This is a genomic window from Paenibacillus sp. J22R67 (genome assembly GCF_059692175.1).
In genome coordinates this window covers 171,907-197,193 of record NZ_JCAUAX010000011.1, presented here as the reverse complement: position 1 = coordinate 197,193, position 25,287 = coordinate 171,907, and the positions used below count along the sequence as shown (strand labels likewise).

The 25,287-nt window shown below is 46.0% G+C and carries 20 protein-coding genes and 1 riboswitch; of the genes, 3 read left to right on the top strand and 17 right to left on the bottom strand.

The genetic code is table 11. From position 1 onward, the window contains the following. Positions 1-130 precede the first annotated feature (130 nt). The 8 genes from AC58VC_RS31230 to AC58VC_RS31195 all read right to left on the bottom strand — a co-directional run bounded on the left by AC58VC_RS31230 (position 131) and on the right by AC58VC_RS31195 (position 10,499). Positions 131-754 carry an SGNH/GDSL hydrolase family protein gene (locus AC58VC_RS31230; protein WP_497374683.1) on the bottom strand — a complete coding sequence of 208 codons (624 nt, stop codon included), beginning with the start codon at positions 752-754 and terminating at the stop codon, positions 131-133. 35 nt (positions 755-789) lie between these two features. Beyond that, positions 790-1,785 (bottom strand): glycoside hydrolase family 130 protein, encoded by a 996-nt coding sequence (locus AC58VC_RS31225; protein ID WP_497374681.1) that lies wholly within the window; start codon positions 1,783-1,785, stop codon positions 790-792. An 88-nt stretch (positions 1,786-1,873) separates the two neighbouring features. Continuing rightward, positions 1,874-3,427 (bottom strand): extracellular solute-binding protein, encoded by a 1,554-nt coding sequence (locus AC58VC_RS31220; RefSeq protein WP_497374679.1) that lies wholly within the window; start codon positions 3,425-3,427, stop codon positions 1,874-1,876. A gap of 76 nt (positions 3,428-3,503) precedes the next feature. Next, the gene (locus AC58VC_RS31215) at positions 3,504-4,379 is read right to left on the bottom strand and encodes a carbohydrate ABC transporter permease (RefSeq protein WP_497374677.1); all 876 of its coding nucleotides are present in this window, start codon (positions 4,377-4,379) and stop codon (positions 3,504-3,506) included. Between the two features lie 15 nt (positions 4,380-4,394). After that, on the bottom strand, positions 4,395-5,360 hold the full coding sequence (locus AC58VC_RS31210; protein WP_497374675.1) for an ABC transporter permease: 966 nt from the start codon (positions 5,358-5,360) through the stop codon (positions 4,395-4,397). A gap of 144 nt (positions 5,361-5,504) precedes the next feature. Then, positions 5,505-7,325, bottom strand: coding sequence for a cache domain-containing sensor histidine kinase (locus AC58VC_RS31205; RefSeq protein WP_497374673.1), 1,821 nt, complete (start codon positions 7,323-7,325; stop codon positions 5,505-5,507). Between the two features lie 15 nt (positions 7,326-7,340). Beyond that, a complete protein-coding gene (locus tag AC58VC_RS31200; protein ID WP_497374671.1) occupies positions 7,341-8,957 on the bottom strand; it encodes a response regulator in 1,617 nt (538 codons plus the stop codon). A gap of 138 nt (positions 8,958-9,095) precedes the next feature. After that, entirely contained in the window at positions 9,096-10,499 is a 1,404-nt protein-coding gene (locus AC58VC_RS31195; protein WP_497374669.1) for an FAD-dependent oxidoreductase, read from the bottom strand. A 141-nt stretch (positions 10,500-10,640) separates the two neighbouring features. Here AC58VC_RS31195 and AC58VC_RS31190 point away from each other — a divergent pair, with 141 nt between their 5' ends. After that, positions 10,641-11,690 carry a LacI family DNA-binding transcriptional regulator gene (locus tag AC58VC_RS31190; protein ID WP_497374667.1) on the top strand — a complete coding sequence of 350 codons (1,050 nt, stop codon included), beginning with the start codon at positions 10,641-10,643 and terminating at the stop codon, positions 11,688-11,690. Between the two features lie 437 nt (positions 11,691-12,127). Here AC58VC_RS31190 and AC58VC_RS31185 read toward each other — a convergent pair whose 3' ends face one another. The 3 genes from AC58VC_RS31185 to AC58VC_RS31175 form a co-directional block, all read right to left on the bottom strand. After that, the gene (locus AC58VC_RS31185) at positions 12,128-12,604 is read right to left on the bottom strand and encodes an NUDIX domain-containing protein (RefSeq protein WP_497374665.1); all 477 of its coding nucleotides are present in this window, start codon (positions 12,602-12,604) and stop codon (positions 12,128-12,130) included. Between the two features lie 34 nt (positions 12,605-12,638). Beyond that, positions 12,639-13,055, bottom strand: coding sequence for a hypothetical protein (locus tag AC58VC_RS31180; protein WP_497374663.1), 417 nt, complete (start codon positions 13,053-13,055; stop codon positions 12,639-12,641). A 169-nt stretch (positions 13,056-13,224) separates the two neighbouring features. Further along, positions 13,225-16,680 carry an S-layer homology domain-containing protein gene (locus tag AC58VC_RS31175; RefSeq protein WP_497374661.1) on the bottom strand — a complete coding sequence of 1,152 codons (3,456 nt, stop codon included), beginning with the start codon at positions 16,678-16,680 and terminating at the stop codon, positions 13,225-13,227. Between the two features lie 560 nt (positions 16,681-17,240). Here AC58VC_RS31175 and AC58VC_RS31170 point away from each other — a divergent pair. Next, positions 17,241-18,215, top strand: a complete 975-nt coding sequence (locus AC58VC_RS31170; RefSeq protein WP_497374659.1) for a cation diffusion facilitator family transporter — start codon at positions 17,241-17,243, stop codon at positions 18,213-18,215. A gap of 59 nt (positions 18,216-18,274) precedes the next feature. On the opposite strand, the gene AC58VC_RS31165 is transcribed toward AC58VC_RS31170, so the two are convergent. The 4 genes from AC58VC_RS31165 to AC58VC_RS31150 all read right to left on the bottom strand — a co-directional run bounded on the left by AC58VC_RS31165 (position 18,275) and on the right by AC58VC_RS31150 (position 22,167). Further along, positions 18,275-19,333, bottom strand: coding sequence for a LacI family DNA-binding transcriptional regulator (locus AC58VC_RS31165; RefSeq protein WP_497374657.1), 1,059 nt, complete (start codon positions 19,331-19,333; stop codon positions 18,275-18,277). 149 nt (positions 19,334-19,482) lie between these two features. Next, positions 19,483-20,301 (bottom strand): ABC transporter ATP-binding protein, encoded by an 819-nt coding sequence (locus tag AC58VC_RS31160; RefSeq protein ID WP_497374655.1) that lies wholly within the window; start codon positions 20,299-20,301, stop codon positions 19,483-19,485. 3 nt (positions 20,302-20,304) lie between these two features. Continuing rightward, positions 20,305-21,111, bottom strand: a complete 807-nt coding sequence (locus tag AC58VC_RS31155) for an ABC transporter permease (protein ID WP_497374653.1) — start codon at positions 21,109-21,111, stop codon at positions 20,305-20,307. Between the two features lie 33 nt (positions 21,112-21,144). After that, positions 21,145-22,167, bottom strand: coding sequence for an ABC transporter substrate-binding protein (locus tag AC58VC_RS31150; protein ID WP_497374651.1), 1,023 nt, complete (start codon positions 22,165-22,167; stop codon positions 21,145-21,147). 65 nt (positions 22,168-22,232) lie between these two features. Further along, a riboswitch (guanidine-I (ykkC/yxkD leader) is annotated at positions 22,233-22,340 on the bottom strand. Positions 22,341-22,496: 156 nt separating this feature from the next. Between AC58VC_RS31150 and AC58VC_RS31145 the strand changes: the two genes are divergently transcribed. Then, positions 22,497-22,679: a hypothetical protein gene (locus AC58VC_RS31145; protein WP_497374649.1), complete on the top strand. Its 183-nt coding sequence runs from the start codon at positions 22,497-22,499 to the stop codon at positions 22,677-22,679. Between the two features lie 61 nt (positions 22,680-22,740). On the opposite strand, the gene sdhB is transcribed toward AC58VC_RS31145, so the two are convergent. Both sdhB and sdhA read right to left on the bottom strand, forming a co-directional pair. Beyond that, positions 22,741-23,505, bottom strand: coding sequence for a succinate dehydrogenase iron-sulfur subunit (gene sdhB, locus AC58VC_RS31140; protein WP_145666837.1), 765 nt, complete (start codon positions 23,503-23,505; stop codon positions 22,741-22,743). 2 nt (positions 23,506-23,507) lie between these two features. Further along, complete coding sequence (sdhA, locus tag AC58VC_RS31135; protein ID WP_497374647.1) at positions 23,508-25,271, bottom strand: succinate dehydrogenase flavoprotein subunit; 1,764 nt, start codon at positions 25,269-25,271, stop codon at positions 23,508-23,510. Positions 25,272-25,287 lie beyond the last annotated feature (16 nt).

The following is a 25,287-nucleotide window of genomic DNA, read 5'->3' as shown; positions in this document are numbered from 1 at the left end:
CCAGCTAAATCGTCGGTGGCAGGATGAAATCTGCCAGATATGGCGAAATTAGCAGTAGTTAATCCAGTTACTTGGGGAAAAGTGGAACAATAGCGGAAAATAGCAGGAGGAATCGGCGTTAATGAAAACGCTAAATACGTTCAAGAAAAGGAATCGCCATAGCGGCAATTCGCTTAAATCCCTCCTGATTCGGATGCAGCCGATCACTGCTCAGAAAGCCCAGCGTGAAGCGATTGAAGCCGCTCTCCGCGTATAAGTTCAGCACAGGAAGCGCATACTCAACGCCAATCGCCTGAATGACCTCGACATAGTCAGCTAAGCGGTGGCCCTTCACATTCACGGAATCAATGTTGAAACCGTCTTTATCCCTTTGCAGCGGTGTCCATAAATTGAGGCGGCAAGCCGGGTTTTTGCTTAAAATATCCTCCACCAAGGTAACATACGCTCCATAAAATGTATGAATATCCCGCTCTGCCTTGCGTCCAATGGGTTTATCCAGCCGAAAATCATTCGTTCCCGCAAAGATGGTCACACAATCATACACGGGCTCCATCTGCCTTCCGACGTGCACGGTCGCCCCGTAATCGCGGTCTCCTCCCGCTGTGAGCGGGCATCCGCTTTTGCCTTCATTCAGAACGGCGGAGAACCCAAGCGCTGCACTTACCATTGGTTGATAACCACCTGCAGCTGAAATGCTGTCTCCTAAGGTGCACCAGCTTTTTCCCTGCCATTTGGGCTGATCTTTGAATCTCATTTCGCTTCCTCCATGATCCGCGCTCTAATTACCAGCTATTTAGATAAACATAATCGGATTAAATCATCAACATGGGCAGTTGCCAAGCACTCCACCGTATCTGCTGCTCCATAATAAATTTTAACCTCACCTGTGTCCTCCAAAATCATACCTCCAGGGAAAATCACATCATTACGGAAGCCTCCATCTGTTTCATAGCTAGCTTCCGGCGCAAGCAAAGGTTCCTTGCTCATCCCAATGATCTTGTACGGATTCTCCAAATCAAGCAGCATAATGCCTGCCGAATACCGCTTCTTCCAGTAAGGTTCCCAGCCATTTTTCCCACGGGACGCATCGATATCGACCGCATGGAACGTAGTGAGCCAGCCCTTGCTTGTTCGAATCGGCGGCGCTCCCGGACCTATTTTATCATTAGCGAAAGGAACGTGCTCTAGACCCATCAACAGCTCTGTATTCCCCCAATATCTCAGATCAGGCGAATCGGAAATCCAAATATCAAAGCTGTCCTTCCCGCCTTTGCCATACACTGGGAATGGTCGCTCCAATCGTACATATTTCCCCCCGATGCGTTCTGGGAACAATACCATATTGCGGTTGTCCGGCGCTGACATGCTCAAAATTTCAAAGTTAACGAAATCATCCGTCACCGCTACGCCGCCTCGTACGCCATGCTTCGTATCTACTGCAAAACACAGATAGCAGCGCCCGTCGATAACGGTCAAACGCGGATCATAAGTACGCAGAATCTCGTCGTTTTCAATGCCAAAACATGGCTTCTCCTGAACATCCCAATGAATGCCGTCATCACTGTAAGCCAGCCCCAAATTGGTTGTTGAAATTGGCAGCAGTGTTTCATTTGCTACGTCGCCATAATCATTGCGGAACATCATGACATATTTGCCTTCATACTTCGAAACACCCGCATTAAAAACAAGCGCAGGCGCATATGGAACATCCGAGGCTTTAAGAATCGGATTCCCTGGATAACGTGTGATAACTGAACTAGATTTGAGCACTCCTGTGATTGACACGATGATTACCTCCGTCATTTTGTTTATAAAAGAAGAGAACATGCAGCAAGTGAATGCAAGGCACGTTCTCTTCTGGGCTCAGCTTAGTTTATTTTTTTGCCGTCGCATACCAATCATTGACTTCTTTGTAGCTGGCATCTCCGCCGGACGATTTGAATTTCGCTTGGAAAGCCTCAATTCCGCTAATAGGCTCCGCCCCGAAAATCAGCTTGGTCGTATAGTCTCCCACCATGGTGTTTAATTGCTGGAAGTTTTTCGAGAACTCAGGCAGGTATGGAGCAAGACCTAATGGATCTTTGATTCTTGTGTTCGCCGGTTCAATCGTATTCATGAAGTTCCAAGCATCAAACAAACGCATATCTTTACGTACACGTGCTTGCCAGTAAGTCGGATAGTTTTTATCATCAGTACCCATTAAGAAGTTGTTCGCTTGGTTGCGTTCATCCGTAAAAATCGGTTGAATTGGCGTATATGCGCCGTCTTTGAACGTGTAATGTTTACCTTCTTGGCCAATCGCCATCTCTTTAAACGTTGCGGGTTCCAGCTTCGCATTCATCCATTTGATCGCATCTTCCGCATGTTTAGACGCTTTAGGAATGAAGGTAATGCGGTCAAAACCTGTCGCAGCGCTCAAGCCGACTTTGCCGTCTTTGCCTTTCAGGGCAGGAATATAGTTCGCTTTTGCGCTAGGATTATTTTTCACTAAGGCATCGGTAACCACAGGAACATCAGCCCAGTGAATCATGATCATCCCCGCTCTACCGCTTGAAAATTTCTCTTTGGCTGTAGCATCTTTGTTGGCAGCAAATTCCTTATCAAGCAAGCCTTGTTTGAAAAGATCGCCCACAAATGTCACATAATCTTTGTAAGCAGGATCTAGTATACGTGGCGTCAGCTTGCCGTTCACATCGTTCCAGAAAAGCGACATACCGAAGGCTCCGACGATGTTATTAATAAACATAGCTTCACTTTTGATCGTTAATGGAATGTTTTTATCGCCGTTGCCTCCAGGGTCTTTCTCTTTAAACGCTTTCAAAACAGCGACCAGCTCATCTAATGTTGTCGGAGCTTTCATACCTACTTTATCGAGCCAGTCTTGTCTCACATACAAACTCTCACCTGCGAAGGAAATCGTTTTAGTTGGAATAGCATATAGTTTACCGTCTACTTTGGCCGCTTCCAAAACAGCTGGATCAACCGATGCTTTAATGTTCGGTCCGAATTTATCGATGAGAGGTCCTAGATCTGTTAACGCGCCTTTTTTCGCATAATCGGCGAATAGTGCTTTGAAGTCTGTCGTTCCACCTGTAGTAATAGCATCATAGGGTTCGCCGGAAGCGATGAGAATATTTAGCTTGTCTGCTGCTTTATCCTGAGGGAGCATATCATATTGCACTTTATAGCCTGTTTTCTCTTCAAGGAATTTCGCAACCGGGTACGTGTTGTAATCATCCTTTTGCCAAATTTGAAGCGATTTCAATTCTGGCTTTGGTCCAGCAGTTGTTGCGGCTGGCGCTGCGCTTGCTGGGGCTGCGCTGCTGCCCGCTGGCGTATTGCTTTTGGAAGAACAAGCGACAAGTGAAGTAACCGATAAGCTTGCTGCGAGCGTTAAAAGCATGACTTTATTGTGTCTTTTTAACATGTGCAAACCTCCCTAGTAATTGTATATACTATATCATTAAACCCTTGATGCTAGCAGCAAGGGCATTAATGCAAATTCATCCTTTTACAGAACCGATTAGAACCCCTTTGACAAAATGCTTTTGGAGATACGGATACACTAACAACATCGGAATAATAGAAGCGATAACCGTTGCCGCACGGATGCCTTCCGGTGAAGCGTTCATCATGTCGTCTACGCTTTTGTTCACGGCATTGGAACTGTCCGCATCCATAACGATATCGCGCAAATATAGCTGCAAGGGCTTCAAACCTGCGTCATTGATGTACAGCATCGGATGGAAGTAATCATTCCAGAAATACACCGCATAGAAAAGTGCGATTGTCGCAATAACAGGAACGCTTAACGGAATGATGATTCTGAAAAGAATCGTAAAGTTGCGGGCGCCGTCCATCTTGGCCGATTCTTCCAAAGCTTCCGGCAAAGATTCATAATAACTTTTGATCACCAGCATGTTAAAGACACTAATCAGGGCCGGCAGCATGATGGACCAAAGGCTATTAATCAGATGAAGCTGCTTCATCAGCAAGTAGTTCGGTATGATACCACCATTGAACATCATCGTGAAGATGAACAGCAGCATAATGAAGGAGATGCCTGGCAGGTGCCTTTTAGACAATGGGTAGGCTGTTAATGCTGTTATCAGAATTGCCAGAAACGTACCCACAATCGTAATCAGCAGCGAAATCCCAATCGAATGCAGAAACTGGCTGGAGGAAACGACATATTTCATCGTATCGAGCTGAAAGCCAATGGGAATAATACCTACTTTGCCGGAAACTACGGCTGATTCATCACTTATGGCTTTGGATAAAATATTGGCTAACGGCAGCAGAGTTGCTAAACCGCAAATTAGTAATACGAGGTAAATGAAGAAGTCCAGCGACCAATCACCAATCGTCTTTTTGTGCATGTTTGTTTACGCCTCCTACCAGATGCTGCGCTTGATTAACTTCTTGCTCAGTTCGTTGCCCGCTACGATCAGGATGAACCCAACAACGGAGTTGAATAACCCGACCGCTGTACTAAAGCTATAGTCCTGCTGACCGAGACCTTGCCGGTACACGAAAGTGCCAATGACATCGCCAGATGAATAAACAACCGAATTGTACATGGTCAAAATTTGCTCTGTACCCGCCTCAAGCAAGTACCCCAGGCGTAAAATCAAGATCAAGATGATGGTTGGCAAAATGCCAGGCAGCGTAATGTAAAGCATTTGTCGAATACGGCCCGCACCATCAATAGAAGCTGCTTCATACTGCTCTTGTTCGATTCCTGCGATTGCAGCGATGAAGATGATGGCGTTCCATCCTGATTCCTTCCAACCTGCTGTAAACACAACGACGCTGCGGAAAAACTGATTGTCCAGGAAAAAGGATATCGGTTCGCCCCCGAACCACTGAATCACATTGTTCACCAGACCGCCTGTTGGAGACAGAATGTTAATGAACAACCCCGAAATGATGACCCATGATAAGAAATGCGGGAGGAAAATAATGGTCTGAATCGTCTTTTTGAAAAAGACTTTGCGCACCTCATTTAAGAAAAGCGCGATGATAATTGGTATCGGGAATAGCAGCACGATCTTATACAAACTGATCAGCAGCGTATTGATGAAAACCTGATAAAACTCTTCCGAATGAATCAGCTTCTCGAATTGATCGAGCCCTACCCATTTACTCCCGGTAAACCCGTCGAAGATATTGAAGTCCTGAAAAGCAATCACAATGCCGTACATCGGCGCATATTTGAACAGCAGCAAAAATATCAATCCGGGTACAAGCAGCAGGTACATATCATAATTGCTCAGGATCAGCTTCAAACGGCCACTACCTTTGGTAATAGGCTTGGCGTGAGCTGTTTGCAGCTCTATCTCTGCTCGTGTTGTACGCATGAATGGCTCACCTCCGTGTTCTTATAGGACAATTATATCGGTGGGCACAAATGAAATGTAGATGGTAATATTTCTGTTTCTGGTGCAATCTTATGGTTTTCGCTCACCACACACCAAAAAAGCCGCCCAAAGAGGCGACTTCCTTCATGACGACTGGCACGCGATGCGCACCGTAACGGTCGTTCCCTCCCCCAGCGTGGAGTGAATACCCAGTCCATAGTGATCGCCAGCGAACAGTTTAATCCTTTCGTTGACGTTGTACAGTCCGTACGAGCTGCCGGAACCGTCCGATTTCATGGAAGGACGAGGTTTCGTCAGCAAGCTCTGCACGAGCTCTTCATCCATGCCGATGCCATCATCCGTGACGGAAAGAACCAGAACCCCGTCCTCTTTTTTCGCTCCAATGAGGATACTGCCGGTCTTGCCCTTGGATTTGCGAATCCCGTGCAGAAGCGCATTCTCGACAATCGGCTGCAGCGTCAGCTTTGGCATCTCTAAGTCATCGAGCCCATCTTCGATGACGAAGTGAACCTCAAAGCTCTTAGGGAAACGGCTTTGCTGGATTTCCAAATAAACTTTAGCCAGATTGAGTTCATCGGTCACACTGACCAGGTCTCTGCCTTTGTTGAGACTAAGCCTGAAATATTTGGCCAAACCATTAATCATATTCGAAATCTCTGGCGCATTATGACCGATGGCGATCCAATTAATCGTATCCAGTGTGTTGTACAAGAAATGCGGATTAATCTGCGCTTGTAAGGCTCGAAGCTGCGCTTCCCGCTCCTGCACTTTGGATTGATAGGTTTCCTCCATCAAACCATGAACTCTGTGGATGAGATGATCCACGCTATTTTCAAGCAGCTTAAAGTCCCCTCCAGCATTAAACGTACGGTCATCCAGACTTTCAATGCCGCCTCGTTTAATCGTCCTAATGACCGTTTGAATGCGCCGATTCATGTTGCGAACGATCATTGCCAGAAGGATAAACACGAGCAGAAGAAATAAAATGGTCACTGTCGAAATCGTCGCCACACCAGAAAATTGGTTCAAGGCTACAGCCCGCGAGCTGATCTCTGATTGCGGCACTTCGGCAACAAGCTTCCACCCGGTTGAGGCCACCTTTGTATAAATGGCAAACCTCGGATTTTTATCATCTAGCAGACGAACGACACCTTCATCATTATGTGCAATTGTGGTCAAGGATTCGCTTTCCATCATTTTTTTACCGAGCAGCGACTTATCCTTATGTGAAATAATTTGGCCATCGTCCGCAATCAAATAAATATTGCCCTCTTTGGTTAACTTAATTTTATTCAAAATGTCGGTAATCGTCTGCTCGGCCACATCAATCAGCAGTACGCCAGAAATTTGATCGAAATCATGCAAATCCCTGAGCATGCGGGCAGCGGAGAAGACATAGGACGGACCGCTATCGATGAATGACTCCAAATAAGCGCCAGACCACACGATTGCGCCTCCTGAATTCATTACCTTTTCATACCAAGGCCAGCTCTCCAGACTTTCCTGTGTAAAAAAGTTAATCTGCTCCCCCGTAAACAAGCGCTCCCCATTTACGAACAAACGAACCCGGAATACATTGGTATTCGTCTCCGAACTATCTACCAGAAAGCGCAGCTCTTTCAGGGAATCCAGCTGTTGATCTATCGTGGCTTTGCGATTCAAATATTCCGCCAGCTTTGGATTCATAAATAACGTATTGGACGTATCTCGTACGGAATCGAATTGAAAATCCAAGTTGATGCTCGCTTGCTTAAGCGTTTGCAGCATCGTATTCGTTACTTCCTCTTCTAAGATGTGCGAGGACCTCTGGGTATGCACGACAAGCAAAACAGCCGCAGGAATGAGGATAAACAGCACATAACCTAGCAGCCAATATTTTGCAGCCATCACACCGTTTGCGAGCAGCAGCACATAATTCCAACAATTAATAAGCAGCCGTTTCATCGATTGGCACCTTCTTTATATCATCTGGTCACGGTATGCGCTTGGCGTAAGTCCGACGTATTTTTTGAACAACTTGCTGAAATAACTGGGGTCCGAGTAACCTACCATAAAACAAACCTCATAAAATTTATTGCGGGGATCACTGAGCAGCTCCTTCGCTTTCTCAATTCTCACCTTGGTCAGAAACTCATTAATCGTCTCCCCTGTCTCCTGCTTGAACAGCAAACACATATAGGTGGATGACAAATATACCTCTTTGGCAATATCGCCAATCTGCAAATTCTCCGCATAACGCTGTTCGATTAAGGCGTGGATGCGTTCAATGACATTTTTCGGCTTCCCTTTGCGCTTCTCCTCGATGCTTTCACAAACCTGTAGAAGGTGCTCTTCCACAATTTGACGCAAATCTGCCATGCGCTCCTGTTTAAAAATGCGTTCCCACAAGTCTCTCTCCTTCTTCTCCATGTCGGGTCCGAGCATATTCAGCTCTTGCAATAACCGGCTTGTCAGCAAAATTAATTGCAAGCTCACGTTTCGCCCGTTCGAGAATCCTGATCTGCGGTTCTGAGAAAGCGGGATGAACACATCATCCAACTCGGCATGCAGCGCTGCTTTATCCGATGATTTGACCACCGACACAATACGTTCTCCCTGCGCAGCATCAAAACGGTATACGCTTTCATTATCATGCTCCAAATGGTCAATGGAAATAATGCGATTTTTCCCCAAATACCAGCGGTGGTCAGCAGCCTCTTGTGCCTGATTATACGATTGCGGTAAAGCAGCCAATTCTGAGATTCGCTCGCCTACGCCAATCGTAACACTTATTTTCAACCATTTGAGCAAGCTATCCCTAATGTCTTCTGCAACACCAAGCAGCATCTCCTCCTGGGTATCCTCTTCGCCCATTCTCAGAATACCAACATACTCGCCATTGCGATTCTCAAAAGCATAACCTTGCATATATTTCCCGATAATTTCCTGGATAATATTCAAAATCGAGTAAGATAGCAGCTGCTGATCCCTCTCGGAGCGTGTCGCGACAACTTGATCGCTATCATCAATTTTCACAACAATTGTCCAATAAGCCGCTTCGCTAGGCAGCACAAGCCCTAGAAAATCAAGCCGATCCTTGATTCTGCCTGGGTGCGGAATTCCGTCCCGAATTAATGACATCAGAAACTTTTCACGCAGCAAAGGCATGCTTTGGGTTAGTTTTACCTGCATATCAACGATATAGGTCCGTTCTTGCTCCGCTTCCTTAAGTTCATTGACGACCCGTTCGACAACAGCAGCCAGTTCCAACCTATCGACAGGTTTAAATATATAATCCACCGCATTAACCTTGAGTGCTGATTTTAAATAATCCGCATCGTCATGCCCGCTCACAAACACAATTTTCATCGTCGGAAAACGCGCTTTAATGGCGTGCGAGAGACGAATCCCATCCATCTGCGGCATACGAACATCCGTCAAAACAATGTCCGGCTTGAGGCTCTCAATCACTTCCAGACCTACGTCCCCATCATCAGCTTCACCAACAACCTCAATGCCATATTTATCCCATTCAAAATATGACATTAATCCATGCCTCACAGTAGGTTCATCATCTACGATTACGAGTCGAAACATGTTGTATGCGCCTCCCTTATCCTATTATTCTAGTATACTTGCTAGTCTGCTTGTTCGAAATAGACCGTGATCAAAAAAAATCGCCCCCACTGCCAAAGGCAGGTCTGGGACGATCTTCTAGATGATGTTCTCCTCGATTTAATTGCTTTCCTCATCGTAATCAATGTGACCGGAGGCCACTGTAACAGCTTCTACTTTTCCAGGGTTTTCGCCAAGCCATGCCCCCTGCTCTACCAGCTTGCGCTGAAGCTCTGGAATGTTCACCTCACGGAAACCGGCGCCTGTCACACTCGCCATTGCCGCAGCTGTACCAGCCGCTTGCCCCATGGCAAAGCAGTTCGGCATTACGCGCAGCGAACCTTGAACAGGGCGGTCCGACGAAACAGAACGACCAGCAACGATAAGGTTGGATTTGCCCTGTGGCAGCATACAGCGGTACGGAACACCATGCGATTTCCCTTTAGGCAAATGTTTAATAACCATGGTACTGCTGGCATTGGCAAGATGAATATCGATAAAGTAGGCATTACGCGCAATATCATCTTCAAACGTTCGCATGGAGATGAAATCATCCACAACAAGTGTGTAATCCCCCGCTATGCGGCGCGTTTCTCTAATCCCTATTTGATCACCGGAGTGTACCAGATGGATATTTTCGAACCCTGGCACATATTTGCACAGGAATTTAATTTGTACATCGATCAGCTTACGCCCTTCGATAGCTGCATATGTCAAATCTTCTGCACTCGTACCATCTATGCCAAAAATATGTCCAAAATTAAATCCGGCAATAGAATCTGTAATCCATGCGATACCGGATACACGTTTGCGGCCTTCTGGCAGATCTCCGTTTTGCTGCGCTTCTACAATCGTTTTGTCTAGCTGCTTGGATTGCCCCGAGTCTTGGCAGAACTGATCGAAACGTGCTTTATCTGCTCCCGACACGAGATAGCACATCGTTCCCGGCTGAAGCTCGCCATTTTCACCGCCCGACTGGAACGGTACTCCGGCTAACGCCGCCAAATCCGCGTCCCCGCTCGCATCAATGTATAGCTTAGCTTGAACGACAGAGCGTCCGGATTTGTTGCTGATCACTAGTCCACTAATGCGGTCGCCTTCGAGCAGCACTTGATCCGCAACGGTGTGGAACAAGATTTTGGCACCGCTTTCCAAAACTTGCTGATCATACACACGCTTCAGCGTTTCAACATCGATAGGCACCCAGTCCAATTGTTCCCTAAAACGCTCATGGAACGCGTCTCCTGCTGCCCGTTTCATCTCGTTCAAAAGATCCAATCCAATCCCTCGAATGATTGGCTTCTCGCCATCCGAGTATGGGCAAAATGCAGGCACCAATGCAGCAGTCCCCATGCCGCCCAGATAGCCCCGCTGCTCGATCAGCAGTGTGTCTGCGCCATTGCGTGCTGCTGCCATGGCAGCGGCAACACCCGTTGCCCCACCTCCGACAACGACGACGTCCGGTGTATAGGAAATCGGAAGTTCAGATGAAATTGTAATGGTTTGTGTCGTATGTTTAGCCATTTGCTCTACCTCCATATGATCTAATACCTTCATTATAGTCTGGCCTGAAAGTGAAACTAGTTTAATTTTAGTTTAATCAAAAAAGCGATCATGGTACGATAGAAACCAAGATGCAACATGCCAACTACGAGGTGGAATCACGTGCCTATACGAAAAGACGTAACACAAAAAACAATAGCCAAAGAGCTTGGACTAACCGTACAAACCGTCTCCAAAGCTTTGAAAGGCAAGCCCGGCATGTCCGAGACGACCCGCCAGCTCATCCTCGAAACGATGGAGCAGCGAGGTTATTTTACCAAGGATCAAATTCGCAGCTTGCGCGCTGAGCATATCTCTCCTTACCCTGTGGAGAAAATGAGATTCCTGCTTGCTCAAACAGAAGCATCCCTGAACTATCATGCGCGTTTAATTGGCGGCTTGCAGGATCGCTTCGCCTCCTTTGGCCACCACATCGAAGTCTGTATGCTGCCGACTTCCATCCGGAGCAGCGAAATGTCTGGCTGGTTGGAAGAGCGTGGAATCGCCTACACCGACGGCATCTTCATCGCGCCCAGCCTGACGCCCAAGTCTTGGGAGGATGAGCTCCTGAAGCTGCCGATCCCCAAGATTCTGCTGAGCTATCCACCGCTCGGCACCAAAGTAGACAGCGTCATCTGGGATATCTATGAAGCGACTTTCCAAGCCGTTGCCTACCTGCGGTCCATCGGGCATGTCAATATCATGTATGTTGGCGATACGCATCAACAACGAGGATTTATATTGCGCTGGCAGGCATTCCAGCATGCCATGAATGAATTTGAGGCGGCTATCGATCCCCGGCTGCATTCCATTGATGCGCGGAATACGAATCCGCATTGGCTGGAGGACCTGCGCGCCAAGCTGCTTCGCCATGCGCCCACCGCCTTGATTTGCGGCGTCGATGGCGAGGTCCCGGCTGTCTATCAGCTCTGCACGGAGCTCGGGCTCCGCATTCCGGAGGACATCTCTCTCATCGGCATGCTCAATGAGCAGCCACCTTCCCTGCCGGAGTTCACCCGGCCGCTGCTGTCCGTTCGCGAAACCGGCTACCGGGCAGCTGATCGCATGCTCTGGCGTATCGCGAATCCCACGCTGCCGTGTGAGCATATTCGCATCCAGGGGGAGCTGTGGATTGGAGGGACGACGGCTGAGAATTTGGGATCTAATAGATAGGAATGCCAGTTCGTGTATTTCTACGGGCGAGACAAAGAGGCTCTCCCAATGTCATCCAGTGACGGAGGGAGAGCCTCTTTGTTGAACTTACCGGGAGTCTCTTCAGATTAACGGGAAATACTTTTTTCCTCTATTTTAGCAAATCATCCATTTTTCCAAATAACTGGAATTTCTAATGTTAATTTCACTAGATTTAGCAGATTCCGTGCAGCTACCGATGTTTTAGCTGGAGTTTCTACCGCTATTTCATTCCCTGGCACAAAACAGCGTAGAATAACGGTAGTTTTTCCATCTATATCAGCTGTGGATGCTACATGCATCGTCCCCCTTGGAACGTGGAGGCTGAGTGGATGGATTACTAATAAACAACGCCTGCGTTAGCTTGCGGAGCAAACGTATTCTTATCTCTGACTTGTACAATATACCCGCTTGCTTCATCAATTTAACGCAAGCTTGTACTCCTCAATCAGTTCAATATTTCTCTTCCGATCCCTCGCGTAATCCTTAATAAGCTGCTTGATATTCGGATAAAGTACAATGCTGTCCAGCTCAGACAATGCAACCCATCTGACACCTACTTGATTCACATCGGGATTCGCTGGGAGGGACGGCTTGGAACCTTCTTTTATCTTGCAATCGAACATCAAACTTAAACCGTGCGGTGAATGACTTTCGTAAGTTGTAATCAAATGCGGGACATGCTCGGAAACAAAAGCGAGCGGACCCACTTCCACATCCACAGACGCTTCTTCCCAGGCCTCCCGCTTCACTGCCTCCATGACTGACTCCCCAGACTCAACGCCACCTGCCGGAAGATTGTAATGAATACCGTTATTTTCTTCAAACTCAATAAGTAAAACAGCCTCATTTTCGATAATAAGCGCACACGCTCTTACCCGGATAGGATAAGTCAATCTGATCATCGCCTCTCGATAGGTATCGTACCAACTACTGCAGAACTTGATTTTCTGGCAAATGGAAGACGGAAATAACCCCTTGAATGTGATAAGCAACCTTCTCCTCTGTAACAAAACACACGACAGCACTCGTCGGCTGATCCCGCACCGCAATAATGGTCATACCCAAGACTTCGGCATTCATACGCACAATATAGTGAAACTTCGTTGTTCCATTGATACTTAAGCCTTCAATTGTATGTTGAGCAATCGTAATCTCCTGCTCACTTAACCCTTTTTCGAAAATGGACGAAATATCGTGCAGTAAATCTGGGAACTCATCCATTTCGATCCTCGTCCCAGCCACGGCTTCATCCTCTAGAATATCAGGATTTCCAGATAATTGCAGTACGTTATTTTTGAAACCGGTCATCGCCATATAGATCTTTGTGAAGAAAGAATTTAACATATCATGGATTGCTCCTCCCGTATGCTGAGTGCAATTTCTCAAGCGTAAGTCGCGCGGCCAACTAGGAACAGTATTAGATATATGGTTTGGATAACGAAAAAAGCCCATTCATGGGCTTTTTTGTTGAGCTTGTTATTTAGCTTCGCAGCTATGGTTCTAAAAGGTGGTGTTAATACTGATCAGAAACAGTAATTGTACTTTGACCGTTAGCTACAATATCAGTTGCACTTACTTTATTCAAACTGTAGTTAACTGTGTAATTACCTGCTTTTTTAATTGTTACAGGAAAGTACGTTGTCAAACCATTGGTTTCTCCATACATAGCCTTGTGATCCTCTAAGCTAAATCCAGCGTCAGAACCCCATGCCAGAATTAATGGATCATTCGCGCCGTCGCCGTTACTTACAACCGCTGGTGATCCTGCGTTTGGAATGACCTGGAAATCAACATCTGCTGCAGATAAACCTTTAATACTAGCAATGAATCTGAATTTGCTGTCAACATAATCGTTGCCAACTACACCTTGCGTAGTTACAGGCAGAGTAAATTGTGTGTTTGTTATTGCATCAACGTGATTAGCAGTGATATGAAGATTTGTTGCAACAACTTCTGATGCAATACTGATATTTGCATCGCTATGAGTGATTTCAACACCATCAATAGTAACTAGTGTGATATGCACATGATAGTTACCTACTTTGCTGATTACTACAGGAAATGGAGTCAACGCACCATTTGCAGATTCATAATCTGCTTTGTTCATGCTCAGTGGGAAACCTGCTGTGGGACCCCATGCAAATTTTAGCGGCTCAGTTCCAAGGCTAACAACTTCTGGCTTGCCTAATCCTGCAAGTTCTTTAACATCTATATCGCTACTTGTTAGTCCATCAATTGTTGCGTAAAGTCTTACATTTGCAATGGCAGCAAAATCATTACCAATGATGCCCTTCATCGTTACAGGGAAAGTAAAATTTTGATTTGCAATTGCATTTGTATCTGGCGCAGTAATAGTAAGACTTGTTGGAATAGGTGGAGTTGGTGTTCCTGTACCGCCGCCTACTATTGGTGCAGAGCCTTCAACGTTACCAATAATTGTACCGTTATTTTGAATCGTTCCTCCGTTTGTTATCGTTGCATCATTCAACAGTTTCAAAGTAACTCCTGAACCTACTGTAACCATATCGTCAGAGCCTAATGTAATATCTTCACTCACCAACACTGTTGAGCCGTTAGAGGCACTCTCTAATGCATTGTTTAAGTTTGCCAATCCAGTAACCTTGCTCAATTTAATAAAACTTTCGTTATTTGTCCAATTTTGGTGTGAGTAATCATAAGTATTACCAACATAAATATTGCCTGCAATCAACGATTCTTCATTTGGAATATCAATAGGTGTTGCCATTGGTGTCCCTGCAAACGGGGCTGCTGCAATATCCTCAACAATTAATAATGCACTCGATGACCAATCTGGCACTGACAGAGCGTATCCAGTAAATGTATTTCCTGAGATATTCAAGTTGACAGCATTGTCACCATGCGCCCAAACTACTACGCCATTAGCAACGCCACCTTCTGCTGATCCGTTACCAATCGTAATATCATTGTTTGTGATGGTTACTTGTTTACCAAGTACGTTAATCGCATTCTTGTCGGGGTGACGTAATCCTTTGTTATTAATTGAAAGATTATTTACCGTAGCGCCATCAACCGAAATCAAGATTGATCCGTAAATAGTTGCTTTTGCAGAGCCAGTATTCACACCGTTAATTACTACAGGTCTGTCAACATTGTAGATACCATAAGCGTCAACTGATCCTAGTGTACCAGTGACATTGATTGTTTTAATAGTTGTATCTGCTAATGCAGCCGTTAGCTCATCTGGTGTTGTTACATTTGCAACCGTTGGATCAACGGCAGGTGCATTAATCAAAGCTTCTGCTGCTGTTAGTGCTTCGTAGTTTGTTACAAGCATTTGTTGTTCAGGGCTAAGACTATCGTATAATGTACGAGCTGCGTTAACATCTTTAATGAAATCTTCATCAACAATAGTTCTTCCTTCTAATAGTTTAATATCATAAAGTTTTGCTGGATTAAAGTTGAATTCTGGACTTTCTTGATAGTAACCAATTGGATTTTTGTCTTCATCGTAAAAAATAACTTGTCTCCAGGCTTGATCATAGCTGTGAACTGAGATCATCCAAACAGAAGACGATACGCCTTCGCCATGTTCAACAGTAGATTCATTCTCGCTCAATCGTACATCTTCCACTCTAAGATTCTCTCTTTTATTACTAGAACCACGAACAGCAAAATATTTGAAATCTTTAACGGAGTCAGGCAGATCGAGATTGGTGACAGTAGTTTTAATTCCACCAATAAAGCTATCACCATACACTAACGTTTCACTTTGTGAAAGGTTTGTAATGCTTACACCAGAAGTAACTACAGAAATAAGGGTATCATTTGTTTCTGCAGCAGCAACCGCAATCGTACTTGCACCAGTCGAAATTGTAACGGAGTTAGTTTCTACTGTTTTCAAACTATAATTAAACGTATAGCTGCCTACTTTGTTAATTGTTAAAGGGTATGCCGTTGTAATACCTGCAGCGTACTGGCTAGTCAAACTTCCCAATGTAAAACCTGCGGATTCACCTACACCAAGAATTAAAGGAAGCGTTTCTGTGCCTTCTTGAATAACTACAGTTGATACGCCACTAACTGTAATGTCATGCGAAGTCAAACCAGCAATGCTAACATAATATCTTACTTTATCAGCAGAATGATCCGTACCTACTGTACCCTTAGCTTTCACATTGAGATCAAATTTTGTTCCTGCCACAGCGTTAGAGATATCGGCAGCCGAAATTGCAATACTAGAAGCTGTTGTTGAATTACCTCCACCGCCGCCTCCACCACCAGACACTACAGGAGCAGGAGTTGTTGTTGGTGCAGGTGTTACTGTTGGCGTAGGCTCTGGTTTTGTTTCAGGATTATCCTTTTTAACTTGCTCAGCACTCTGAATGAAGTTTGACCCCATTTGTGCAGCTTGTTCACGCGTCGCTGTACCCTGCGGATTGAAAGAACCGTCTTCATTACCTGTAACCAATTTGTATTTGAATGCTAGAGCTACGTATTTCCTAGCCCAATCCGAAACGCTATCTGCATCAGGGATTGTAAGCTCTGCGGAATCTTCGATTTTACCTTGTTTTTGCAATGCCTTAACCATAATTACTGCTGATTGTTCGCGTGTTAGTGTAGCGTTTGGTGCAAACGTTGTATCACTCATACCATCAATGATACCGTATTTTTTAGCTGCTTCAATGTACGGAACTGCCCATCCTTCGACGTCCGTGAAGCTTGATACGGCGTTATTATCAATTGGAAGTTTTAAGGATTTAACCATAATTACGATGAATTGGGCACGAGTTAGTGAGCCTTTAGGATCGAAGTGCTCAGTGTCCATACCCGTTAAGATGCCTTCTTTTTGAAGTTGAATGATTGCGTCCTTAGCGAACGAGCCGCTAATGTCTGAGAATGGATTATTAGCTGTTTCTGCCGCCATTGCTGGTACTGCCATAGATAGTAAAAGTGCGCCTGTTACGATTGTTGGTAGAATCTTTTTCATGTTGATTTGTTTCCTCCTGAGTTTCATCTGTTAAAAATGTAATATAAATATTACAAAATAAATAAAAAAAGAGATGTGTTAATAACCCAAACTACTTTTTGCACATATAGTCCAAAAGTATCACTTAGTTATTAAAGTAACTTGAGATATAGTTCTTTGGAATCATTACCTGTATTTAACAATATAGTTCGGAATGACGGGATTGTCAATGATACTTCAAAACTAAATTTAGCTGGGTTGGCCACATTAGCTTTTTCTTGTAATTTTTGGGGTGGTTAGATTCATGCCCAAACAAAAAAAAAGGAACCCAGCCAACGGGGCCGGGTTCAAAAAGTTTATATTAAAAAGGGGGTCTTGCTTATTATAATACCCGCCAAACATTATGAAACCATAACAGGAATATTTCATTTATGTTACAAAATAGAAAACGCTTTATATATTCTATACTCTCCACAGAAATTGTGTTTAATGTGTAAATAAACCTAAAAGTGTTGCACCTTCCCTCTCCCTAGCATATAATAATAATTAAATTAGAATTATTATAAATAAGGAGGGATCGTATGAATACGGAATACGACTACCACCATCTTGATCACGTAAAAGTACAGACAAAATCTAGAAAAACATTGTGGATTACCCTCCTGTTGACTGCCTTTTTCACCATTGTAGAAATTGTCGGCGGGGTGCTCTCGAATTCACTCGCGCTGCTTTCGGATTCCGCCCATATGATCTCGGACGTCATCGCTCTAGGTTTAAGTATGATTGCCCTGCACCTTGCAACCAGGCAGCCGAATGCACGATTCACGTTTGGGTTCCTTCGGTTTGAGATTATCGCTTCTTTCCTTAACGGCCTCGCCCTCTGCGTAATCGCCTTAGGAATCTTCTTTGAAGGCATTCAGCGCATGATTCATCCCCAGCCGATCCAGCTTGGCCTCATGTTAGGGATTGCTTCGATCGGTTTCATCGTTAATCTGGTGCTCACTTTGGTGCTCCATAACAGCGTGAAGGAAGAGGATAATCTGAATGTCAAAAGCGCCCTTTGGCACTTTTTTGGCGATCTGCTCAGCTCGGTTGGCGTCATTGTATCTTCCATTATTATTTACTATTCTGGATTGCTCATATTTGACCCTCTCATCTCCATGGTGATTGGCGGCATTATTTTCATCGGTGGCAGCAAAATCATTCGTGAATCCTATCTGATTCTAATGGAATCCGTGCCGGAGCGTTATAACCTGGACGAAATTCGCAAGCAGATTGCCTCTGTGGAAGGCGTCGAGGATGTGCATGAAATGCATCTTTGGGCCGTTTCGACAGACCATTACTCTTTAACAGCCCATGTGTTCATCAGTCCCAACATTCAACCGTTCTGCGTGATTCTGGCCATCAATGAAACGCTCAAAAGTAAATACGGCATCGAGCATGCCACTATTCAAATTGAGCATGCCGAAATAAATCCGCATGGGGAGTATGGCAAAGCGTTCTTGATGCATCAGAACCGCATTAACTCATCTTCCAGCTCCTTGCCACTCCTCTAATCCATAAAACAAAAAACAAAGACCATCGATCCCTCACACCAAGTGATCAATGGTCTTTCTTATTTTCCTGAAGATTTCCGTTCGATCATCTCTAGATCAATAAACAGCTCATGCCCCGTCACACGAGGCAAATATTCCTCAAGCAGCTGCGTGTTCTCCTCGTCCAAATCTTCCCCGATTTGTCGCATGAGGAAAGCGGCCACCAGGCTGGTTTGCAAATCAACCGGCATCTCAAAGCTGGTAATGGACGGGAAGCTTGACCTCGAATAAAACTCATTATCCATCCCGATGAGCTGTATTTCTTCAGGTACAGAGATCCCTCGTTCATGGCACACAGCCAACAATTCAAGCGCTAACGCATCATTAAACGTATAGATTCCGATTGGCCTTAAATCACCGCTTAAGCGCAGCGCCTCATCAAGCGTACCGGCTATTCCAAGCTCGCCAGCATCCAAAAGCGCATGCACAGTGGATTCTCCACGATCGCTTAACCCTGCCATAAATCCCTCGATACGCTGTTCGTTAGCTCCCATTCCCTTGCTTCTGCCTGCATAAATCACAGAACGGCAGCCATTCTTAAGAAAATGCTGTACGGCTTCAGAAGACGCTTTTGCAAAATCCAAATTAACCGCCAATTTGACAATTTCACTCGGCCATCCCCACCCATTGAAGATGACAAGGGGGGTGCCCTCTCCGACCAACTGCTGCGTAGAATGCATGCTCATCGCCAATCCATGGCTCACCAAGCCGTCTACTCTGCGCTGCAACAAATGCTCCAGATGGCGCTGCTCAATCTCCGGATCCATGCCAGCCGCCGAAAAGATGGATAAATGGTAGCCAAAATGATGCACTTTCTGCTCCAGCTTCTCCGCAAAACGGCCATAATAGCCGCCAAAATGCGGAATGATTAGCCCAAGCTCGTACGACCTGCGACGGCTTAAATTCGTCGCCATCACATTCCGGCGGTAGCCTAGCCGAACAACGGCCTCTTCCACTTTGCGAATCGTTTCGGGCGCCATTGGCACCTTTCTGCGATTAATAACATTCGATACGGTAGCAATGGAAACGCCGGCTTCCGAGGCTACATCGACAATTGTGGGCTGCTTACTTCTGTTCACATAATTTCCCTCATTTATGAATCACTTTCATTTATTCTATCGATAAGCCAATCTCTCGTCAATTAGAACAGTAAAAGTAAATTCTCCAGAGAATGTCCAGCTATCCGTCCAACAAAAAAACTTGACCGCTATAACGGCCAAGTTTCTATTCATTCCTCATGATGTCCAATCAGGGAAATAATCTGCTTTTTCAACTTTAGGAAAGACTCGGAATCCTTCACATCTTCCACGTCCCGTAAACCGGGTGGAATTACGATTTCCTTGCGAATTGTGCCCGGATGCGCCTGCATCACATATACACGTTGGGAAAGGAAGATCGCCTCCTCGATATCGTGCGTAATGAAGACGACGGTTGTCTTTTCTTTCTCCCAGATGCGCAGCAGCAGCTCCTGCATGGCATTTTTGGTCTGCGGATCGAGCGCCCCAAAGGGCTCATCCATCAGCAGTACTTCCGGATTGTTGGCGAGTGCTCTTGCAATCGCCACCCGCTGCTTCATCCCGCCGGAGAGCTCCTTCGGCAGCGCTCTGGCGAACTTATGCAAGCCGACAAGCTCCATGAAGTGATCGGATATGGCTCTTTTTTCGAAAATAGGAACACCCTTCAGCGTCAGTCCGAACTCGATGTTTTCCCGCACAGAAAGCCAAGGGAAAAGCGTGTAGGACTGGAACACCATTCCGCGATCAGCGCCAGGACCATCAATCTCATGCCCCGAAATGCTCAGAGATCCCGTTGTCATCGTCTCTAAACCTGCGAGGATTCGCAAGAGAGAAGACTTCCCGCAGCCCGATGGACCAACAAAACTCACAAACTCATGGGCATCAACATGGAAGGAAACTCGATCCAGCGCAACGAACTGCGACTTCTTCGAACTGTACACTTTCGTAACATCGGAAGCCATAATCTTGCTCATTTTCATTTCTTTTTCATGCGAAGGTTCGATATGTAGGGCTTGTTGTTGTACTCGCATTAGTTAACGTCCTCCTTCCAGCCATGGGAAAAATCGGCGGTGACAGTAAGCAAACGTGCGGTCCGTCATCAATCCGAGCAAGCCGATCGCGATAATGCCCACGAAGATTTGATCCGTATTCAGAAACCGTTGCGCCTTCATGATGGAGAACCCAAGCCCGCTGCTCGCCGCAACCAGCTCTGCCACGACGAGATACGTCCACGCCCAGCCAATGATCAGACGTAAGGTGTTCATCAAATCAGGCAGCAATGCCGGGATGAGCACCTTCTCAATGACTTGCCAGCGATTCGCGCCAAGGGTGTAGGAGGTTTGCAGCAAATCGTTAGAAACCGATCGCGTATTGTCTGCCACCATCAGCATGAGCTGGAAGAAGCAGCCGATGAAGATGACGATGACCTTCGCCCATTCCCCAATTCCGGCCCAAACCATAATTAAAGGAATGAACGCCGTTGCCGGCATATAGCGAATAAATTCGGTCGGAGGAACGAGCAGCGCTTCCGCAAAGCGAAAGGTACCCGCCAGAATACCAAGCGGTATACCCAGCAAACAAGCAAGCAAGAAACCCGCCCCAACACGGAAAATACTCATACCGACATGATGCCAGAATACGGAGCTCTGCAGCTGAATGGCAAATTGGCGAAGCACTTGATCCGGTGTAGGCAAAAATGTTCGATTAACCATATTGCCATAGCTAAGCACACTCCAAAAAGCTATTACCAAACATATGATGAGAACAATGCCTGAAACATACGTTTTACGATTGATGTCGCCTCGTATGGCAAACAACGTGGATTTGCGTCTTTTTTTCATAGCCGTTTCCATAGAGCACCTCTCACTCACCTGTTATTTCTTGCGTTCCTTCATCACTTCTTCGACAAAATGTCCGTCCAAGAAGCTTTCAGCCTTCGGTATGGTTGTCAGCATCTCCAAGCCTTTCAAGAACTCGGCTGTTTTCTGGGATGTATAATGCAGGGAGCTATAGGAGTCACCTTTTTGGAAAGCTTTCACATTATCTTCCAGCTGAAATATTTTCACGCTGTCGACTCCAGCTTTATATTCATCAACTGGCGTTTCTGCCGCCTTCGCCATAATTTGTAGAGACTCTTCCGGATTAGCTTTCCAGTAGTCCAGCGCATCGAACCAGGCATTAAGAATTTTCTTTACGTCTTCCGGACGATTTTTGGTGATTTCTTCCTTAAATACGAGCAGATCAGGAATGAGTCCCGGTGTATCCTTGGAGGAAAATAACAGCTTGCCTTTGCCCTCTTGAATCGCTTTGCTCAGGAATGGCTCCCACAGCACGGCACCGTCCAGATTGCCTGAGATGAAAGCAGGTCCTGCATCGTTAACCGTCATGTTGGTGTAAGAGACGTCTTTCTCAGCGAGGCCCGCCTTCTCCAGCGCGGTTAGCATGAGTAGATGATCAACCGTCCCTAGCTCCGTTGCCACTTTCTTCCCTTTTAACTCCTGTAAGGAATTGATGTTAGGCTTTACTACGACGCCATCTCCACCATTGGAGTTATCATTCACAAGCACCGCCTTGAGTGGAATCCCTTTACTTGCAGGAGCAAGCGTATCACTTAAGGTTTGACTATTCGCATCGACTTTACCTGACGCAAGGGCGGATAAGGAGTCGCTGTAGACAGGGAACCAAACAAGATCAACCTTCACGCCATTTTTCTCAAAGAACCCCTTTTCCTTCACCAAATACCAAACAAACCAACCCGGCCATGGACTGAGCGCCAATTTAATGGGCTGATCACTGCCACCTGCTGCCGTGCTTGCTGCCTCCTTGCTCGTGCATCCGCTCACTACCGTAAAAGCGAGTAACAACGCCATCATCAGAAATACCATTTTTTTTCTCATTCTGATTCTCCCTCTCCATTTAAACTGGTAAAAAGAAAAACCCGGAACGATATCATATTCTGATATCCTCCCGGGCTTTTATCCCTCCGTGTGCACGATGAACTTCACCGTGTGTCTTCTCTTGGACCAGACCGACAGCCTTCATCTGCCGCGGAACCCTAGAAAACAAGTTTGCTATGAGGTTGTAACCAACTCTTACATTTGTCTTTATCATACTTACATCCTAGACTTATGTCAATATACATAACACAAATAATTATTTTGTTGTCAATTCACTCAATTGTGTAATAATATATTACATAATAACAACTGTTATGGAGGTGCAGACGATGTATTCGATTCATTTCCACTTGAGTATGTTAGATATTAGCATGGCTGCTCCGTCAAAAACAGGAACAGTTCCTTCTCCGGTATCAAGCCAGGAACAGCCGGCAACCCACCATCCTCTCCAGACTTCCCCTATAGATAACGCTGATTGGGCGGAGACGAACGCGCTTCCCCCAGCAAACTAACCCCTGTATGCACAAAAGCCCGACACCCTGTCGCTCAGGGTATCGGGCTTTATTCTTACTCTTACACGCCTAACCATTTCTTGAACAAATGTTTCGTTGTGTCTGCATTCAATGCTGCGATGGAAGTCGTCAGCGGAATGCCTTTCGGACAAGAGCGTACGCAGTTCTGCGAGTTACCGCAGCCTTCGATACCGCCATCTGTCATCAGCGTATCCAAACGCTCGTCTTTGTTCATTTCACCTGTTGGATGAGCATTGAACAAACGAACTTGGGAAAGCGCAGATGGCCCGATGAAAGAGTTCTTGTCGTTCACGTTCGGACAAGCTTCTAGACATACACCACATGTCATACATTTGGACAGCTCGTATGCCCATTGACGCTTCGACTCCGCCATACGCGGTCCTGGTCCAAGATCATACGTTCCGTCAATCGGAACCCATGCTTTGACCTTCTTCAAAGCGTTGAACATGCGTCCACGGTCGATGACAAGGTCACGCATAACAGGGAACGTGCTCATCGGAGCTACGCGTACTGGCTGCTCCAGCTTGTCGATCAGAGCCGAACAAGCTTGACGCGGCTTGCCGTTAATAACCATGGAGCAAGCTCCACAAACTTCCTCCAGACAGTTGGATTCCCAACATACTGGCGTTGTTTTATCACCACGTGCGTTCTTAGGATTACGTTGCACTTCCATCAAACCGCTGATGACGTTCATATTGGGACGATAAGGAACTTCGAATTCCTCTGTATAAGGCTTAGAATCCGGACTCTCTTGACGAGTCACGATAAACTTCACGGTTTTCTGTGCGCTTAGTGTCTCAGCCATGATTAATGTCCTCCCTTTTTCTTCTCCGTGGAGTAATCACGTTTCCGCGGTGCAATCAAAGATACATCAATTTCTTCATAGCTGATTTTCGGACCTTCTGGCGTCCAATCGGCAATCGTTGTTTTCATGAAGTTATCATCATCACGTTCAGGGAAATCAGGTTTGTAGTGCGCGCCACGGCTTTCGTTACGCATTAATGCACCAACCGTCATTGCTTCAGCAAGTTCAAACATGTTCCAGAGTTGGCGTGTGAACGCAACCCCTTGGTTGTTCCAACGAGCTGTATCTGTGATATTGATGTTGTTGTATCTTTCTTTCATATCCTTGATTTTGCTGATTGTATCTTCAAGACGATCATTGTAACGAACAACCGTCATATTCGCATTCATCATGTCGCCTAGTTCTTTGTGCAGAACATAAGCATTTTCTGTCCCGTTGTTCATTTTGAGCAAGTTCTCGTAGCGATCTTGGTGACGTTTCTTCTCACGATCGAACACGATGGAAGAGGTATCATCCGCATGCTTCTCTAGGCCGCGAATATACTCAACCGCTTTAGGACCGGAAACCATACCGTCATAGATGGCCGAAACAAGGGAGTTCGCGCCCAAACGGTTTGCACCGTGATGCTGATACTCGCACTCACCCGCAGCGAACAAGCCTGGGATGTTCGTCATCATGTTGTAGTCAACCCACATACCGCCCATCGAATAGTGAACCGCTGGGAAAATTTTCATTGGGATTTTACGTGGATCATCACCCATGAACTTCTCGTAGATCTCCATGATACCGCCAAGCTTGATATCAAGCTCTTTTGGATCTTTATGAGAAAGGTCAAGGTAAACCATGTTTTCACCGTTAATACCAAGCTTCTGATCGATACATACGGAGAAAATTTCGCGCGTTGCGATATCACGAGGCACCAAGTTTCCGTACGCCGGATATTTCTCTTCAAGGAAGTACCAAGGCTTCCCGTCTTTGTAAGTCCAAATACGACCGCCTTCACCACGTGCGGACTCTGACATCAAGCGAAGCTTGTCATCGCCCGGAATCGCCGTCGGGTGAATTTGAATCATTTCACCATTCGCATATTTAACGCCTTGTTGGTAAACAGCACTTGCTGCCGTACCTGTGTTAATGACGGAGTTCGTCGTTTTACCAAAGATAATACCAGGGCCGCCTGTTGCCAGAATAACAGCGTCAGCCGGGAATGTTTGAATTTCCATGCTGCGCAGATCTTGAGCCGCAATACCACGGCAGACATTCTCTTCATCCAGAACGGAACCGAGGAATTCCCAGTGCTCAAACTTCGTTACGAGACCTGCTGTTTCCCAGCGGCGTACTTGCTCATCAAGTGCATACAGAAGCTGTTGCCCTGTCGTTGCACCCGCAAATGCCGTACGGTGATATTTCGTTCCGCCGAAACGGCGGAAATCAAGAAGACCTTCTGGTGTACGGTTGAACATAACACCCATACGGTCCATCAAGTGAATGATGCCTGGTGCTGCATCACATAATGCTTTAACAGGCGGTTGATTCGCTAGGAAATCCCCACCATAAACTGTATCGTCAAAGTGCTCCCATGTGGAGTCCCCTTCACCTTTTGTATTCACCGCACCGTTAATGCCGCCTTGCGCACATACGGAGTGGGAACGTTTAACAGGTACCAAGGAGAACAATTGCACGTGAACCCCGGCCTCCGCTGCCTTAATTGTCGCCATGAGTCCCGCAAGGCCTCCGCCAACGACGATGATTTTCGAATTAGCCACTTCTGTTCACCCTCCC